Annotated in this window: 14 protein-coding genes, 5 tRNA genes and 1 pseudogene; 7 read left to right on the top strand and 13 right to left on the bottom strand. The window is 23.0% G+C overall.

Annotation, left to right across the window (positions count from 1 at the left end):
• Positions 1-2: 2 nt before the first annotated feature.
• The 4 genes from APCICONF2801_RS02110 to glnS all read right to left on the bottom strand — a co-directional run bounded on the left by APCICONF2801_RS02110 (position 3) and on the right by glnS (position 4804).
• Positions 3-614 carry a hypothetical protein gene (locus APCICONF2801_RS02110; protein ID WP_231938296.1) on the bottom strand — a complete coding sequence of 204 codons (612 nt, stop codon included), beginning with the start codon at positions 612-614 and terminating at the stop codon, positions 3-5.
• 6 nt (positions 615-620) lie between these two features.
• Positions 621-1511 (bottom strand): 5'-3' exonuclease, encoded by an 891-nt coding sequence (locus APCICONF2801_RS02105; protein ID WP_231938295.1) that lies wholly within the window; start codon positions 1509-1511, stop codon positions 621-623.
• A 131-nt stretch (positions 1512-1642) separates the two neighbouring features.
• The gene (gene eno, locus APCICONF2801_RS01410) at positions 1643-2962 is read right to left on the bottom strand and encodes a phosphopyruvate hydratase (RefSeq protein ID WP_075432051.1); all 1320 of its coding nucleotides are present in this window, start codon (positions 2960-2962) and stop codon (positions 1643-1645) included.
• A gap of 183 nt (positions 2963-3145) precedes the next feature.
• A complete protein-coding gene (glnS, locus tag APCICONF2801_RS01405; protein WP_075432049.1) occupies positions 3146-4804 on the bottom strand; it encodes a glutamine--tRNA ligase in 1659 nt (552 codons plus the stop codon).
• 232 nt (positions 4805-5036) lie between these two features.
• On the opposite strand from glnS, the gene APCICONF2801_RS01400 reads away from it, so the two are divergent.
• The 5 genes from APCICONF2801_RS01400 (at position 5037) to zapA (ending at position 6663) form a co-directional block, all read left to right on the top strand.
• Positions 5037-5110: transfer RNA gene (locus APCICONF2801_RS01400), tRNA-Met, on the top strand.
• 30 nt (positions 5111-5140) lie between these two features.
• A tRNA-Leu gene (locus APCICONF2801_RS01395) sits at positions 5141-5222 on the top strand.
• Positions 5223-5275: 53 nt separating this feature from the next.
• Positions 5276-5347: transfer RNA gene (locus tag APCICONF2801_RS01390), tRNA-Gln, on the top strand.
• 319 nt (positions 5348-5666) lie between these two features.
• Positions 5667-6326 carry a ribose-5-phosphate isomerase RpiA gene (gene rpiA / locus APCICONF2801_RS01385; RefSeq protein ID WP_075432047.1) on the top strand — a complete coding sequence of 220 codons (660 nt, stop codon included), beginning with the start codon at positions 5667-5669 and terminating at the stop codon, positions 6324-6326.
• Between the two features lie 49 nt (positions 6327-6375).
• Complete coding sequence (gene zapA, locus APCICONF2801_RS01380; protein ID WP_075432045.1) at positions 6376-6663, top strand: cell division protein ZapA; 288 nt, start codon at positions 6376-6378, stop codon at positions 6661-6663.
• A 32-nt stretch (positions 6664-6695) separates the two neighbouring features.
• Here zapA and APCICONF2801_RS01375 read toward each other — a convergent pair.
• The 6 genes and pseudogenes from APCICONF2801_RS01375 to alaS form a co-directional block, all read right to left on the bottom strand.
• Positions 6696-7205 (bottom strand): annotated as a pseudogene (locus APCICONF2801_RS01375) (RsmE family RNA methyltransferase); the annotation flags it as partial.
• Positions 7163-7438 carry an RsmE family RNA methyltransferase gene (locus APCICONF2801_RS02130; RefSeq protein WP_082252728.1) on the bottom strand — a complete coding sequence of 92 codons (276 nt, stop codon included), beginning with the start codon at positions 7436-7438 and terminating at the stop codon, positions 7163-7165. The pseudogene APCICONF2801_RS01375 and the gene APCICONF2801_RS02130, both read right to left, overlap by 43 nt.
• Positions 7439-7527: 89 nt before the next feature.
• Positions 7528-7601 (bottom strand) — tRNA-Arg (locus APCICONF2801_RS01365).
• Positions 7602-7658: 57 nt separating this feature from the next.
• A tRNA-Ser gene (locus tag APCICONF2801_RS01360) sits at positions 7659-7745 on the bottom strand.
• A gap of 243 nt (positions 7746-7988) precedes the next feature.
• Entirely contained in the window at positions 7989-8171 is a 183-nt protein-coding gene (gene csrA, locus APCICONF2801_RS01355) for a carbon storage regulator CsrA (RefSeq protein WP_075432043.1), read from the bottom strand.
• Positions 8172-8311: 140 nt separating this feature from the next.
• On the bottom strand, positions 8312-10957 hold the full coding sequence (gene alaS / locus APCICONF2801_RS01350) for an alanine--tRNA ligase (RefSeq protein ID WP_075432041.1): 2646 nt from the start codon (positions 10955-10957) through the stop codon (positions 8312-8314).
• 204 nt (positions 10958-11161) lie between these two features.
• Here alaS and APCICONF2801_RS01345 point away from each other — a divergent pair, with 204 nt between their 5' ends.
• The gene (locus tag APCICONF2801_RS01345) at positions 11162-12127 is read left to right on the top strand and encodes an RluA family pseudouridine synthase (protein WP_075432040.1); all 966 of its coding nucleotides are present in this window, start codon (positions 11162-11164) and stop codon (positions 12125-12127) included.
• Between the two features lie 294 nt (positions 12128-12421).
• Here APCICONF2801_RS01345 and aroQ read toward each other — a convergent pair whose 3' ends face one another.
• A complete protein-coding gene (gene aroQ / locus APCICONF2801_RS01340) occupies positions 12422-12901 on the bottom strand; it encodes a type II 3-dehydroquinate dehydratase (RefSeq protein WP_075432038.1) in 480 nt (159 codons plus the stop codon).
• Between the two features lie 351 nt (positions 12902-13252).
• Between aroQ and tldD the strand changes: the two genes are divergently transcribed.
• A complete protein-coding gene (gene tldD, locus APCICONF2801_RS01335; RefSeq protein WP_075432036.1) occupies positions 13253-14704 on the top strand; it encodes a metalloprotease TldD in 1452 nt (483 codons plus the stop codon).
• 104 nt (positions 14705-14808) lie between these two features.
• Here the strand turns inward: tldD and rplS are convergent, their stop codons facing one another.
• Together rplS and trmD are read right to left on the bottom strand one after the other, a co-directional pair.
• Complete coding sequence (gene rplS / locus APCICONF2801_RS01330) at positions 14809-15156, bottom strand: 50S ribosomal protein L19 (protein WP_075432034.1); 348 nt, start codon at positions 15154-15156, stop codon at positions 14809-14811.
• Positions 15157-15209: 53 nt separating this feature from the next.
• Positions 15210-15953: a tRNA (guanosine(37)-N1)-methyltransferase TrmD gene (trmD, locus tag APCICONF2801_RS01325; protein ID WP_075432032.1), complete on the bottom strand. Its 744-nt coding sequence runs from the start codon at positions 15951-15953 to the stop codon at positions 15210-15212.
• Positions 15954-15964: the final 11 nt, after the last annotated feature.

Raw genomic sequence — 15964 nt, 5'->3', positions numbered from 1 at the left:
TTTTAGTCTTTTTTTTTTATAAGAATTCCATGGTTTTCCATGGCAGCTAGTATACTGACTAAAGGCATATCTATCGATTCAAAAAGTATTCTCTGTGTATCTTCTTTTAAAAAATAATGCTGACTTTTTTTATAAATTTTGTAAGATAAATTCGCATTATTTATAATTTTATTGATGTCGTAGTATTCATCTTTCTCGTCATAATTTTGAATTAAATTTTTTAATTCTATATAAAATTTATCAATAGGATTAAATAAATAATATATAACAAGTGAATCAAATTTAATACCTTGAAGGGTAATATTATATTTTTTTAAAATATGGTAAATAAATTTCATATTTTTACCAATTTTTACATATTTATTATTTTCTAGTATTGGTTTTAAAATACATAATATGATTTTAATATTGAAAAAAGGTTTTTTATTTCTAGTAGATTGAAGAGAATTTGTACAATACCAATGTTTATTAAATTTAGTAGAAAAAATTAATCCGCGTATTGAAATATTATCCGATTTTTTATTTTTTAAATGTAATGATATTACAAATGTATTTTTTTTTAACATGAGACATAATTTTTTTAATTGGATTACATTATCAATGATTTTATACATAGATTTTCATCTTTTTTTTTTAGAATTATTTATTTTTTTATACCAATTTATAATTATAAAGTTGTTATTAGATATTTCTTTTAGATATTGATTGAGTTGATAATATTTAAATTCTTTAATTAACATTTTTGGGTTTGGTTTTTTTAACATTAAATCTAATTTTTTATAGTTGAAATTCAAATCTTTTTTAATCTTAGTTAATTGATAGGATAAGAATGCATTTTTTTTACCGATTTTTAAATATTCTATTTTTTTTGTAATGCCTCGGATAGGTAATTTTTTTATTTCTTTTATGTTTTTATAAATTTTTTTTATGGAATGAAAATATTTTATTAAAATTATTGCTGTTTTTTTTCCAATACCAGAAACGCCAGGAATATTATCTGACGGATCACCTACTAAACTTAAAAAATCCGCTATTGATTTGGGATTGACTCCATATATTTTTTGAACATCTTTTTTTTTTAAAAGTTTTTTATTAATATTTCCCGGATTAATGGAAATATTTTTGTTAATTAATTGAGTCATATCTTTATCGGCGCTATAAATAATACTATGAAAATTTTTTTTTTGAAAAAATTGACTTAAAGTTCCTATAATATCATCGGCTTCTATGTTCTTTCTAGAAACAATTGGAATCCCCATATATTTAATAATTTTTTTTAATGGTTTTATTTGAGAATATAAATTTTTTGGGGCGGATAATCGATTTGATTTATATTTTTTATATAACTGATGACGAAATGTTTTAGTAGATGTATCAAAAATAAATATAATGGTTTCTGGCAAAAATTTCATAATTATAGATTTTATGAGTTTTATAATACCATACAAAATAGAAGTAGATTCTCCAAATTTATTTTTTAATTGAGGATATGCAAAATATATTTTGTACATACAAAAATGACCATCCATAAGTATTATTTTTTTTTTTTCATATATAGATTTCTTTTTTATTAGTAAATTTTATGAGTATCTATTTAAAATTTTAATTAATATATTTCGGGGTTTATAAAACCCCTTTTTTATTATTGGTATCTTTTTAAAAAAAAAGATAAAGCTGGATTATTATAAAATGGAATATTTTTATTGGTTAGGGATTCTTCAATTCTAATTAAGCGATTATATTTTGCTGTTCGATCAGTTCTACACATGGATCCTGTTTTAATTTGATTAGATGAGGTTCCAACAGCTAAATCAGCAATACAAGTATCTTCTGTTTCACCGGATCGGTGTGATATAATTGTGTTATATTTATTTTTTTTAGCAATTTTAATAGCAGATAAGGTTTCTGTAAGTGTACCGATTTGATTTAATTTAATTAATATTGCATTAGCAACTTTTTTTTCGATTCCTAATTTTAATAATTTAGTATTTGTTACAAACAAGTCATCGCCAACTAATTGAATTTTCTGTCCTAAACGATTTGTTTGGTTTAAAAATCCATCCCAATCATTTTCATCTTGTCCGTCTTCTATAGATGTTATAGGATATTTTTTACATAATATTTCTAAATAATCAGTAAATTCTGATGAATCAAATTTTTTATTTTCATGAAATAATTGATATTTTTTTGTTTTTTTATTGTATAATTCTGATGCTGCGCAATCAAGTGCAATTGTTACTTCTTCTCCTAATTTGTAATTTGATTTTTCGATAGCTAAACAAATCATGGATAAAGCGTCTTCGTTAGATTTTAAATTAGGTGCATAACCGCCTTCATCCCCAACACAGGTAGAAAAACCTTTATCTTTTAAAATATTACCTAAGATATGAAAAATTTCTGATCCCATACGAATGGCTTGTTTAATATTTTGAGCACCTATTGGTTGAATCATAAATTCTTGTAGATCTATGTTATTATTAGCGTGTACTCCGCCATTTATAACGTTAATCATTGGTAATGGCATGGTTAGTTCATTTTTTTGATTATTGATCTTTTTAATATATAGATAAAATGGAATATTTTGTTCAGATGCTGTAGCTTTTGCTATGGCTAATGATACTGATAATATTGCATTGGCTCCAAATTTTGATTTATTATTTGTTCCGTCTAATTTAATCATTAATTCATCAATTTCCTTTTGATTTTCTGAGTTTATATTTTCTATTAATAAATTAGCGATTTCATTATTAACATAAGAAATAGCTTTTTGAACTCCTTTCCCAAAATAGCGTTTTTTATCTTTATCTCTTAATTCTAACGCTTCTTTGGATCCCGTAGAAGCACCAGAAGGTGATGAAGCACGCCCTGTATATCCACTATACAAATAAACTTCTGTTTCAATAGTTGGAAATCCTCTAGAGTCTAATATTTCTCTAGCTTTTACATTTTTTATTTTTGACATAATTTTCCTTATTGTATTAATTTTTATTAAGGGAATAGTTTATTTATATTTTTTTAAATAAGATAGATGATATATTTATATTATATATAATATAATTTAATTTTAGTATATTATTAAATAAATATCAATTATTAAAAAATTTTCTTTTTTTTTCAATATGCATGAATTTTCTTCATATAAATTTTATATTTTTTTATATTTATTTTTTAAAGATACAATTTGGTTAAATATTATTTGATTTTGAAATTCTTTATCTTTTTTATCTTGAAAAAAATATCCAATTCTTTCAAATTGATATGCATGTTTAATTTTTTCTGATTTAACTATACTTTCTACAAAACCATATTTTATTAAACAGGATTTTAAATTAATTTCTTCTATTATATCTTTATTTTTTTCCGGGTTTTTAGATAAAAATAAATTATTAAATATTTTAAAAATTGCTGGCTCAGAATTCTTTTTAGATAACCAATGAATTATTCCGTTAATTTTTTCTTTTTGGTTTTTTTTTCCTAAAGTATTAGGATAATATTTACATAAAATACATTTTATGTTGTTATTTTTATTTATAATAATTTGATAAGCTTTTATAATATATGAATAACGTAATCGTACTTTTTCTCCTAAAATTAACCCCTGAAAGTTATCAACTTTATATTTAGAAAAATCATTTTTTTCAATATATAATTCATTGGAAAAAATTATTTTTCTTCTGCCTAATTCAGGATTTTTTGGATGATTTAGAACATGAATTTTTTTTATTTTTTTATTAGAAAAATTAGTAATAATAATTTTTATTGGATTAATTATTGCCATACGTCTAAATGATGTATAGTCTAAATCTTTTTTGATACAAGATTCTAATAACGACAATTGAATTGTGTTCTGTTGTTTTGTAATACCAATTTTTTCACAAAATATTCGTATTGAGTTAGGAGTATATCCGCGATTTCTTAATCCAGATAATGTATATAATCTAGGATCATTCCATCCCTTTACAATATTTAAATTAATTAATTTTTGTAATTTTCTTTTAGATAAAACTGTATGTTCTAAATTTAATTTTGAAAATTCATATTGTTGTGGTGGATTAGTGGTAAAATTTAGTTTTTTTAAAATCCATTTATATAATTGTCTATTATCTTGAAATTCTAAGGTACAAAAAGAATGGGTAATACCTTCTAATGCATCTGCAATACAATGTGTAAAATCATACATAGGATAAATTACCCAATCATAATTGGTTTGGTGGTGTTTTTTAAAAATAATACGATAAAGAACAGGGTCTCTCATAATAATATTTGCAGCAGACATATTAATTTTTGCTCTTAAACACATAGATCCTTCTTGTACTAATCCTGATTTCATTTTTTGAAAAAGAAATAAATTTTCATCTATTGTTTGATTTCGAAATGGACTATTTTTTCCAGGATTTTTTAAAGAGCCTCGATATAACCTCATCTCTTCTTGAGTTAATTGTTCTACATAAGCAAGGTTTTTTTTAATTAATGTGATAGCATATTGATATAAAATATGAAAATAATCGGATGAATATTTGACGTTAGCATTCCATTTAAAACCTAACCATTTAATATCTTCCTGTATAGATTGTACGAATTCTATACTTTCCTTAATTGGATTAGTATCATCTAACCGTAAATAACAATTACCTCCGTATTCTTTTGCGATATTAAAATTTAATACAATGGATTTAGCATGTCCAATATGTAAATAACCATTAGGTTCAGGTGGAAATCGTGTACATATTTTTCGATCTGGATATTTTGATATTGACTGTTTCAATAATTCTTTAATAAAACCATCTGGTATTTTTGTAAACATATTTGTTGCCTTTCATATTTTTTTAGTTGATTATTCTAATAATATAATAGTTACTTATATCATGATAATAATTTACTGAATACTATAAAATATAATTCAAAAACTTTATAAAAGTATTCTTCTTCTTAAAAAGAATAATTTTTGTGATAAAATTGATTATTTCTACAAATTCTTGTTGTAAATTAATAAAATTTATGTAATATTATTATACGAAATAAGCAGTAAAAATATTGGCTACGTAGCTCAGTTGGTTAGAGCGCAGCACTCATAACGCTGAGGTCACGGGTTCAAATCTCGTCGTAGCCATAAAAATATATATAATCAGAATTAAATTAAGCGGAAATGGCGAAAATGGTAGACGCACCAGATTTAGGTTCTGGCATCGTAAGGTTTGCGAGTTCAAATCTCGCTTTCCGCATAATATTATTTACTAAGTTAAATATGCTTATGTAATAATTAAACTATTATTTTTGGGGTATAGCCAAGAGGTTAAGGCACCGGTTTTTGATACCGGCATCCCTGGTTCGAATCCAGGTACCCCAGATTTTTTTTTGTTGATTTTGTATCCAACCCTTCTCTTTATTTTAAAAAGTATTTTTCTGAAAGATTTTAAAAATATTTTTTTATATTTACGTCTTCTATTTTTTTAGGATATTTTTTTTCAGTTTAAAAAACTAATACCTCCGAAAAAAAATGTAAAGATATATTACATAATATAACTTTTTTACAAATATTTTTTAATTTTTTTAGTTATATTTCATATATCATAGTTATATTTTTTATGAATCCTAGTTAGATTATTTTTTTTTATTAGTTTTTAAAAGGCATTAATATGAAATTATAAAAATATTTAGGAGTATGAATGATAGATATTTTAAAAAAAAAAGTAGCTTTATCTGCTCTCAAGTATATTTCTAGAAACTCAATCATCGGTATTGGTTCCGGTTCTACTATGAAATATTTTATTAAGGCGCTGTCATCTATTAGATCTTTGATTATAGGTGCGGTAGCCAGTTCTATTCAGTCGTATAATTATTTACGTAAATTAAATATACCAATCATTGAATTAAATAACCTAAATTCAGTAATTGATATATATATTGATAGCGCGGATGAAGTGAATAACAATCTAGAAATGATTAAAGGTGGAGGAGGTGCATTAACTCGTGAAAAAATTATTTCATCAGCTTCAAAAAAGTTTTTATGTATTATTGATGAATCAAAATATGTTAAGATTTTAGGTATTTCTTTTCCTTTACCTATTGAAGTTATTCCTATGGCTTTAAAATTTGTTTCTCAAGAATTAAGAAAATTAGGAGGTATACCAAAATTTCGAAGAAATTTTGTTACCGATAATGGAAATTTTATTATTGATGTTTTTAATTTACAAATATATCAACCGGTTTTTTTAGAAAAATATATTAATAACATACCTGGAGTAGTATGTGTTGGTTTATTTGCTATACGTAAAGCAAATACACTATTAATTAGTGATATTAATGGAGTTAGAAAAATTATATAAAAATATAAAAAATATTATAAATTAATAAAATAGATTTATAGGAAAAAAAATGACAATTAAAACTATAGATGTCGAAATATTGGGTCGTATTATAAAAGTGAATTGTCCAAAAAATTATTCATCTGAATTATTATCTTCCGTGAATAATTTTAATGATCGCTTACAGGAATTAAAAGAAAAAACAGGAGTTTCCAATATAGAAAAACTTGTTATTATTGCAGCTTTAAACATTTGTTATGAATTACAATTAGAAAAAAAAAATAATTTGCAATATATCACTAAAATAGAAAAAAAAATTTCTATTTTAAATGTTATTTTAAATGATATTATTGAATAATCCTTTTTATACCTTTTACATATAATACTATGTTATATATCTCCTAATAATATTTGTACGCTTGTAATGGCTGTAATAGCTGCTGTTTCAGTACGTAATATTCTAGGACCTAAAGATATAGATAAAAAACTCTTCTTATTCATATATTCCATTTCATTTTTTGAAAATCCTTTTTCCGGTCCGACTATTAAATATATATTTTTTAAATTTTTATTTTGAATTTGATTAATTTTATTATTAGCCTTTCTATGAAAATAAATTTTAACTGCTTTAGAAGGAACAGTTTTATTCCATTCGTTTAGTTTTTTTGGTTGGTATAATTTTGGAATAATATTTCTTTTTGATTGTGCACATGCAGAAATAATTATATTATTCCAGTATTTTATTTTTTTTTTTAAACAATATTTGACGGGTTGATCAGAGATAATGGGTGTAATAGTGCTAACCCCTAGTTCCACAGATTTTTCAATCGTAAAATTCATTTTTTCTTTTTTAGAAATTATTTGTATGAGGTGTATACGGATGGGTGATTCGTTATTTTCTTTTTTTTTTTTATGATGTGAATTTTTATTTTATTTTTTTGAACATTAATGATTTTAGAATAATAAATATAATTAGTATTATTAAAGATTGTAATCATATCTCCCATTTTCATACGTAATACATTAATAATATAATGTTTTATTTTTTTTTCTAAAAGTATTATATTATTAATTTTTAAAAAGTCATTGTAATAAATGCGTGGAAAATTTATTGGATTCTTTTTTTCTTTCATCTTATTAACTATTTTATAATTTTTTTTAATAGATTTATTTTTACTATATGAGTTTAGTTGTAAAAAAATTTTAAAAGAGTGTGATTGTTTGCATCCGGAAGGATTTGAACCTCCGACCTCTCGGTTCGTAGCCGAGTGCTCTATCCAACTGAGCTACGGATGCATATTTGAGCTTTTTAAAGTGATCTCTTTTTTAAAAAATAATTTATTTTTTATAATTCGGTGAGAGAGGGATTTGAACCCTCGATGCATGTTGATACATACTCCCTTAGCAGGGGAGCGCCTTAAACCACTCGGCCATCTCACCTAAAAATGACTTATTTTATGATTTTTTTTTAATATTTTTTTTCTTTGATTTTTTATTTCTTGACTGTACACTATATTACTTTGTTTACTGTATAAGTCAAATATTTTTTTATTTTTATATAGCATAAAGTTTACTTATTATATTTAATAAGTATAGGTTTTTTTAAATTAAATAAAATTATAAAAGATATTTTTCTTACTGCATTCTTAAGAGAATCAAATGCAGTAAATTTTTTATATTGACTTATATAGAAACATTATTTTTTTCAGCTTGAATACGTTTATAAATTTCTTCACGATGAACAGATATTTTTTTTGGTGCATTGATTCCAATACGAACTTGATTTCCTTTTATTCCTAATACTGTTACAGTTATTTCATCGCCGATAATTAATGTTTCGCCAATTCGACGAGTTAAAATAAGCATTTATTCTTCCCTTTTTTATAAATTAAATAATTTTGATTTTTTTATATTATTTAGATTTAAAATCATTAAATTTATTCTTAACATACATATTAATTATTATTTTTATAAAATAAAATTTTTATATTTTTTTTTTATTTTTTTTATAATTTTTTAGATAATTTTTGTATAATCCATAATTTTGTTTTTTCTAAATTTGATATAATATTTTTTTTGTTTTTTATTTTCCCTTTTGCTACTATTGAATTTCCTCCGCCGATTCCTTTCATATTTATAAACATATTATTCATTATTTCTATAGCTTTTATTTTTTTTTTTATATTTTTTGTTATGCTAATATGGAAAATAATACTTGAATTATAATTGTTAATTAATATAATAATAGCTGATTTTAATTTTTGATTAATTATTTCTACAAGAGTATGTAATATATTTTTATAATTATAAGATATAATATATGTAATAAAATATATATTATTTAATAAGTAAGCGTTTTTTAATATTTTTTTAGTAAGTTTTATTATTTCATTTTTTTTAAAAATTTTATTTTCTTTTTTTAATTTATGAATAGAATTAAGAATTTTTTTTATTTTTTCATGAGTATTACTATTATCAGTATTTAAAAGATTCTGTATTTCTTTTTCTTTTTCTTCTTTTTTTTGTATGTATTGTACTGCTTTTTTTCCAGTGATAGCTATTATTCTTTTAATTGCATAGCCAGTATTATTGACATTTAAAATTTTAAAATATCCTATGTTTCCAGTATATAAATGATGTGTTCCTCCGCATAATTCTAAAGAAAAATTGTCAATTTGAATCATACGTACAGTATTTTTATATTTTTTAGTAAATTGAGCGACCGCTTGATATTTTTTTGCTTTTTTTATAGAACTGATGATAGATGTGATGGGAAGATTTTCTTGAATTTTTTTATTAATTAATAATTCAAGAGCATAAATATCTTTTTTTTTAATTTTATTATTATATGAAAAATCAAATCTTAAATATTTTTCATTAATGAAAGATCCTTTTTGTTGAATATTTTTACCTAGTGTTTTTTTTAATGCAGCATGTAATAAATGTGTCGCTGTATGGTTGGACTGAATTGAAATTCTTTTTTTTAAATCAATTTTAGATATTACAGTATTATTGATATAAAGTTTTCCATGTTTTACGTTACCGATATGTCCTATATAATTTCCATATTTTATTGTTTTTTCAACAGAAAATATAGCTGATGCAGTGGTAATTTTTCCTGAATCACTAACTTGTCCTCCTGATTCACTATAAAATGGGGTAATGTCTAAAACTATTATACATTGATCTTCTTTTGATACTGCTGTAGTTGATTTATTATTATGAATTATTTGAATAATTTTTGATTTTATTTTACTTTTATTATAACCATGAAAAATAGATTTTTTAGTAATATACATAAGTTCTGGATGAATTTCATTCTTACTATTATTTTTTTTTTTGTTCTGTTTTTCTTTATTTTTTTTGATGATTTTTTTTAATTTAATCAGATCTATGTCAGTATTTTTTTTTTTACAAATATCTTGAGAAATTTCTATAGGTAAACCATAAGTTTCATATAAATAAAATATTTTTTTAGAACAAATATTTTTGTTTTTATTTTTTTCTATTTCTTTTAAAAGAAGATCCATGCTTTTTTTAAGTATTGAATAAAATTGTTTTTCTTCTCCATACAATATATTTATAATTTTAGAAATTTTTTCTGGAAATTTAAAAAAATTAGATAGTTCAGGCATAAATTTAATCAATAATTTTGGTAATTGATATAAAAACGGTTTTCGAATACCTAATAAATAACCATGACTTAATGCTCTACGTATAATTCTTCTGAGAACATAATTTCTACCTTCATTACCAGGGATAATATTTTCTGAAATTAAACATGAAGATGTTCGTAGGTGATCAGCAATAATACGAAGAGAAAATTGATTATGTTCTGAGTGTTTAAGAAGTAATTTTTTTTTTATTTTTTTTATTAATTCTTTAAATCCATTTATATTATAAATTGAATTAGATTTTTGTAATACAGCTGAAAGTCGTTCAATACCCAGACCGGTATCTACTGATGGAATTGGAAGTTTAATTAACGTATTTTTTTTTGTTTGGTTAAATTGCATGAATACAATATTCCAAATTTCAATAAAACGTTCTCCATTTTTTTTAATAGAACCTGGTAAATTACCAATGATCTCTTTTCCTTGATCATAAAAAATTTCTGTACATGGTCCGCATAATCCTGTTTCCCCCATTTTCCAAAAATTATCAGAGTTATATTGAACATTATTTTTATTATAAATAGGAATAAGATTTTTTTTATTGACGATTTCAGACCAAATATTACACGTTTCTAGATCTTGATAATAATATGTTATCCATAATTTTTTTTTTGAGATATTTAGCCATTTTTTAGATGTTAAAAATTCCCATGCATATAAGATAGCTTCTTTTTTAAAATAACTTCCAAAACTGAAATTTCCAAGCATTTCAAATAATGTTTGATGATAGTTTGTATAACCAACTTTTTTAAAATCGTTATGTTTTCCTCCTGTTCGGATACAGTATTGTGTACTAATTAGTGATTTTTGATTAGGTATAATTTTTCCTAAAAATATATCTTTAAATTGATTCATGCCTGCATTTGTAAATAATAAAGTCTCATCGTTTTCTGGTATTAAAGAACTGCTTTTGATAAGCATATGATCTTTTTTTTGAAAAAAATCTAAAAACATTTTTCTGATTTTATTCATCTTCATAGTTTTGAAAACCTTAATAAATATTTAATATTTTATATTAAATTATATATTTTTTTATCAAGATAATATATTTATATATTGTAAAATTTATTTTAAAAGTGCATTCTATTATATCGAATATATGTTTTTTGTATGTTAGTGTCATACAATTTTTTTTATTCATTTTTTTATAAGTTTTTTATTTTAACAAAAACGAATCTATATATGTCTAATATAAAAAAAATAACTTTTATAGTACCCAAATTACATACAAAATCATTTAGATTAGATGTTATTTTAGTAAAATTAATCAAAAAATATTCTCGTTCATATATAAAAAAATTAATTATATATGGAAAAGTAATGGTAAATAATATTGTTACGTTATATCCGAAAAAAAAAATATTTTTTAATGATCGTATTGATGTTTTTTCTTTATTAAATTTAAAGGTTAAAAAAAATAAAAAAGAAAATATTTTTTTGGATATTATTTATGAGGATAGTGAATTAATTATTATTAATAAACCAAAAAATCTTGTGATTCATCCAGGTCCTGGGCATTTATCAGGAACGTTATTTAATGGAATTTTATATCATTTTAAAAAAAATAAAAAATTACCTCGAGCTGGTATTGTACATAGATTAGATCGTCATACTACCGGTTTACTTATGGTAGCAAAAAATTTTTTTTCATATCATTATTTAACCAATTTGTTGAAATTACGAAAGGTTATTAAAGAATATGATGTTATTGTGATGGGTCAAATTCAATATGATGGGTTAATTGAACTACCTATTAAACGACATTGGCATTGTCGAACGAAAATGATGACTGGTATTGGAGGAAAAGAAGCTATAACACATTATAAAGTGATTGCTATCTTTCGTAATCATACTCATTTACGTATTCGATTAAAAACCGGTAGGACACATCAAATTCGAGTGCATTTATCAGCTATATTACATCCAATAGTAGGTGACAAAGTATATTCTAATGGTATTCAATCTAATATTAATGGCTATCCAACTAAATTATCTAATATTATTCAAAATTTTTCAAGACCAGCCTTACATTCTAGTCGATTATGTTTTCAAGATCCTTTCAAAAATATTTTGAAAAATTGGGAAGTTTCTCCGCCAGATGATTTAATTTCGCTGCTTCATCATTTTTATTTTTTTGGTTTTATTTAAATAGTTATAAATATTTTTATAATTTTTAAAATGTTTTGTTATTATATGCAATAATATATTCAGAATATATTAACATTTTTTATAACTTAATATTTTTTTTAAATAAATTTTTTACAATATAAATAATTTATAAAAAAAGTTAAAATAAAAGAATTAAATTTTTTTAAAAAAAAATAAAAGTTATAATCAAATTATTTGTGTAGAAATAGAGTTTCAAAAGATTATTTTATTTTAGTGCTTTTTAATAAATAAGTACTCACATATTGCTTTAAGTATAAATAATTATTTTATTTTTTATATTTTTTTTAACAATTTACTATTTTTTTTATTTGTTAGAATATTAATGGCGGTTTTTAATGCCCAAATATATCCGTCAATTCCAAATCCTGAAATAATACCATGAGATATATCTGATATCCAAGAATGTGAACGAAACTTTTCACGTGAAAAAATATTAGATATGTGTATTTCAAAAAAAGGAACATTGATAGCTAGTAATGCATCACGTAATGCAATACTAGTATGCGCAAAAGCTCCGGGGTTTATTAAAATATATTCGATATCCATTTTTTTACTTTTATGTATTTTATCAATTAATTCATGTTCGGCATTTGATTGAAAATGATAAAGTATGGTATTTTTTTTTTTTGATATTTTTATTAATTTATTAGTTAATTCTGATAAAGTAATTTTTCCATATATTTTAGGTTCACGAGTTCCTAACAAATTTAAATTAGGTCCGTTTAATAATAAAATTACATTATTTTTTTTCATTTTTTTTCCTGATTCTTTATATACTGTAAATTAATATATTATTTTTTAGTATTCATTTTTTTAAAAATTAGTAGAAATTTTTATTTTTAGGAATCGTTATATTTTATAAAAAATCAAGACGTAAAAAAAATATTAATTATTATTTTTTTATTGTTTTTTTTATATGCTAACACTAGAAAAGAAAAATGTGTAGCTATTTATTTTTGTTTTAATACATTATTAATTAAAAAAAAATTAAAATATTTATAATATTCATATTAATTTTATAAAAATTTTTTATTTATTTTTTATGAATACAATTTATTAGATATTTATAAAAAAATAATGGAATTTTTTTTAAGAGAGTAACTTATGTTAAAATTAGTCAGTGATATTTTATTGTATCCTAATAACATTTATGAAAAAGATATTTTTTTAACTTTAGATCAAATTTTATGCAAAAAGATAGATTTTGGTGATATTTATTTTCAATGTAAAAAACATGAATCATGGATTTTAGAAAATAAAATTATCAAAAAAGGTATTTTTTGTATAAATGAAGGTTTTGGTATTCGTGTTTTTAGTAATAGTTCGACAGCCTTTTCTTATTCTAATGCTATTACTTTAAAAAATATTAAAAAAGTTGTTAATCGTGTTTGCGAAATGCTTCCTATTTCTAAAAAGATAATAGTAAAAAAAGAATCTAATGTAGATAATGATACTTATTATACAAAAATTAACCCTGTTGATACTATTAAAATAAATAAAAAAATTAATCTTTTACATATGATTGATAAAATTGCTCGAAAACAAGACTCTCGTGTAGTTGATGTGAACGCGGTTTTATATCATGAATATGAAAATGTCCTAGTAGCCTCAACAGATTGTTCACATTTATCTGCAGATATTCGTCCTTTAATTTATATCTCTATAAGCGTGGTAGTGGAATCCAATGGTCTACGTGAAAAAGGATATAGTGGTGGTGGTGGTCGATCAGAATTTAATTATTTTTTTGAGAAACATCAAAGTGGTGATTTAAGAGTAGAATATTGGACTAAAGAAGCAGTTCGAATAGCTCTGGTATCTCTTTGTTCAAAAGCAGCGCCCGCTGGTTCCTTTACTGTTGTTTTAGGTGCTGGTTGGCCGGGTATTTTATTTCATGAAGCTGTTGGACATGGTTTAGAAGGTGATTTTATAAGAAAAAAAACTTCTGTTTTTACCAAAAGAAAAGGTCAAAAAGTAGCATCAGAATTATGTACAATTATTGATAATGGAACTTTAAAGAATTTACGAGGATCAATCAATATTGATGATGAGGGTATACCTAGTCAAAAAAATATTTTAATAGAAAATGGTATTTTAAAATTATTTTTACAAGATAAATTAAATGCATTATTAATGAATACTAAATATACTGGTAATGGTCGTCGTGAATCATATGCTCATTTACCTATGCCGAGAATGACTAATACTTATTTAATGCCAGGTTGTATGAGTCATGAAGATATTATTGAAAGTGTTCAAAATGGGATATATGCAGTTAATTTTAGTGGTGGTCAAGTTGATATTACATCGGGAAATTTTGTTTTTTCTGCTTCAGAATCTTATATTATTAAAAACGGAAAAATTATGTATCCTATTAAAGGAGTCACATTAATAGGATCTGGTATAAAGGTTATGAATTCTATTTCAATGGTAGGAAATAATTTAAAAATGGATGATGGTATGGGTTGTTGCGGTAAAGAAGGTCAAAATGTTCCTGTTAGTGTGGGTCAGCCGACTATTAAAATTGATTCATTAACAGTTGGTGGAACTTTTACATAGTATATTTTTATATCGTGCAGTCAAATTAATAATATTCTGACTGCATAATACATGAATTTTTAATATAAAAATAGTTGATATTAAAATTTTTCTTTTAAATTTTTCTAATATAAACGTTCCTTAATACGAGCAGATTTTCCTATACGTTTTCGTAAATAGTATAATTTAGCTCTACGGACTAGTCCTTTTTTAATAATTTTTATTGCATGTATATTCGGTGAGTGAATTTTAAAAACTCTTTCTACACCTTCATTATTTGAAATTTTACGAACAGTAAAAGATGAGTTTAAAAATCTATTTCGTTTAGCAATTACAATTCCTTCAAAAGCTTGTATTCTTTTTTTTTTTCCTTCAATCACCCAAATTTTTACTTGTATTGAGTCTCCTGGATAAAAAAAAGTAATATTTTTTTTTATATATGCCGACTCAATTTTTTTAATAATATTATTCATTGTAATATTATATCCTATATAATTTTTTATACATAAAAAACAAAATCATTTTTTTATTTTTTTAATGTTTTTTGGTATTTTTTTAGTATTTTTTTTTCGAGTACAGTTAATTTTTTTTTTTTAATTAATTCCGGTTTTTTTAAGAAAGTGTTTTTTAATGAACTTTCAATTCTCCATTTTTTTATATTTTTATGGTTTCCAGATAATAATACAGCAGGTACTGATAAATTATTGATTATTTTTGGTCTTGTATAATGTGAATAATCTAACAATCCTGAGTAAAAAGATTCTTCTAATAAAGAGGTGGGTGAATTTAATACCCCGGGTAAGGTTCTTGTAATAGCATCTATAAAAATCATAGCTGGCAATTCTCCGCCAGTTAAGATGTAATCTCCGATCGACCATTCTTCATCGACTTGATTATCTATAAACCTTTCATCAATACCTTCGTAGCGTCCACAAATAAAAATAAGATGTTTTTTTTTATAAAAATTTTTTAAAGCATTTTGATGTAACTTTTTTCCTTGTGGAGTTAAATAGATAACGAAATTTTTTTTTTTTGATTTTTTTTTTGCATCTTTTAAAGCTTTAAATAACGGTAAAAACATCATTAACATTCCTGGTCCACCGCCATATATTTTATGATCCACTTTTTTATTTTTATAGATACTATAATCACGGGGGTTCCATAAATTTATTTTTATTTTATTTTTTTGTATGGCGCGTTTTGTTATACCATAATTTAAAATAGCATCAAACATTTTTGGAAAAATTGTAATAATACTAAATTCCATCATATTTTATTCTT

Origin of the sequence: Buchnera aphidicola (Cinara confinis) (assembly GCF_900128735.1) — a bacterium.
Classification (GTDB): Bacteria; Pseudomonadota; Gammaproteobacteria; order Enterobacterales; family Enterobacteriaceae; genus Buchnera_F; species Buchnera_F aphidicola_L.
This window is presented reverse-complemented; position numbering and strand designations above follow the sequence as displayed.

Coding starts and splice junctions, on each gene's coding strand:
- APCICONF2801_RS02110 (WP_231938296.1), bottom strand. CDS start 614: ATGTATAAAATCATTGATAATGTAATCCAATTAAAAAAATTATGTCTC.
- APCICONF2801_RS02105 (WP_231938295.1), bottom strand. CDS start 1,511: ATGTACAAAATATATTTTGCATATCCTCAATTAAAAAATAAATTTGGA.
- eno (WP_075432051.1), bottom strand. CDS start 2,962: ATGTCAAAAATAAAAAATGTAAAAGCTAGAGAAATATTAGACTCTAGA.
- glnS (WP_075432049.1), bottom strand. CDS start 4,804: ATGTTTACAAAAATACCAGATGGTTTTATTAAAGAATTATTGAAACAG.
- rpiA (WP_075432047.1), top strand. CDS start 5,667: ATGATAGATATTTTAAAAAAAAAAGTAGCTTTATCTGCTCTCAAGTAT.
- zapA (WP_075432045.1), top strand. CDS start 6,376: ATGACAATTAAAACTATAGATGTCGAAATATTGGGTCGTATTATAAAA.
- APCICONF2801_RS02130 (WP_082252728.1), bottom strand. CDS start 7,438: ATGAAAGAAAAAAAGAATCCAATAAATTTTCCACGCATTTATTACAAT.
- csrA (WP_075432043.1), bottom strand. CDS start 8,171: ATGCTTATTTTAACTCGTCGAATTGGCGAAACATTAATTATCGGCGAT.
- alaS (WP_075432041.1), bottom strand. CDS start 10,957: ATGAAGATGAATAAAATCAGAAAAATGTTTTTAGATTTTTTTCAAAAA.
- APCICONF2801_RS01345 (WP_075432040.1), top strand. CDS start 11,162: ATGTCTAATATAAAAAAAATAACTTTTATAGTACCCAAATTACATACA.
- aroQ (WP_075432038.1), bottom strand. CDS start 12,901: ATGAAAAAAAATAATGTAATTTTATTATTAAACGGACCTAATTTAAAT.
- tldD (WP_075432036.1), top strand. CDS start 13,253: ATGTTAAAATTAGTCAGTGATATTTTATTGTATCCTAATAACATTTAT.
- rplS (WP_075432034.1), bottom strand. CDS start 15,156: ATGAATAATATTATTAAAAAAATTGAGTCGGCATATATAAAAAAAAAT.
- trmD (WP_075432032.1), bottom strand. CDS start 15,953: ATGATGGAATTTAGTATTATTACAATTTTTCCAAAAATGTTTGATGCT.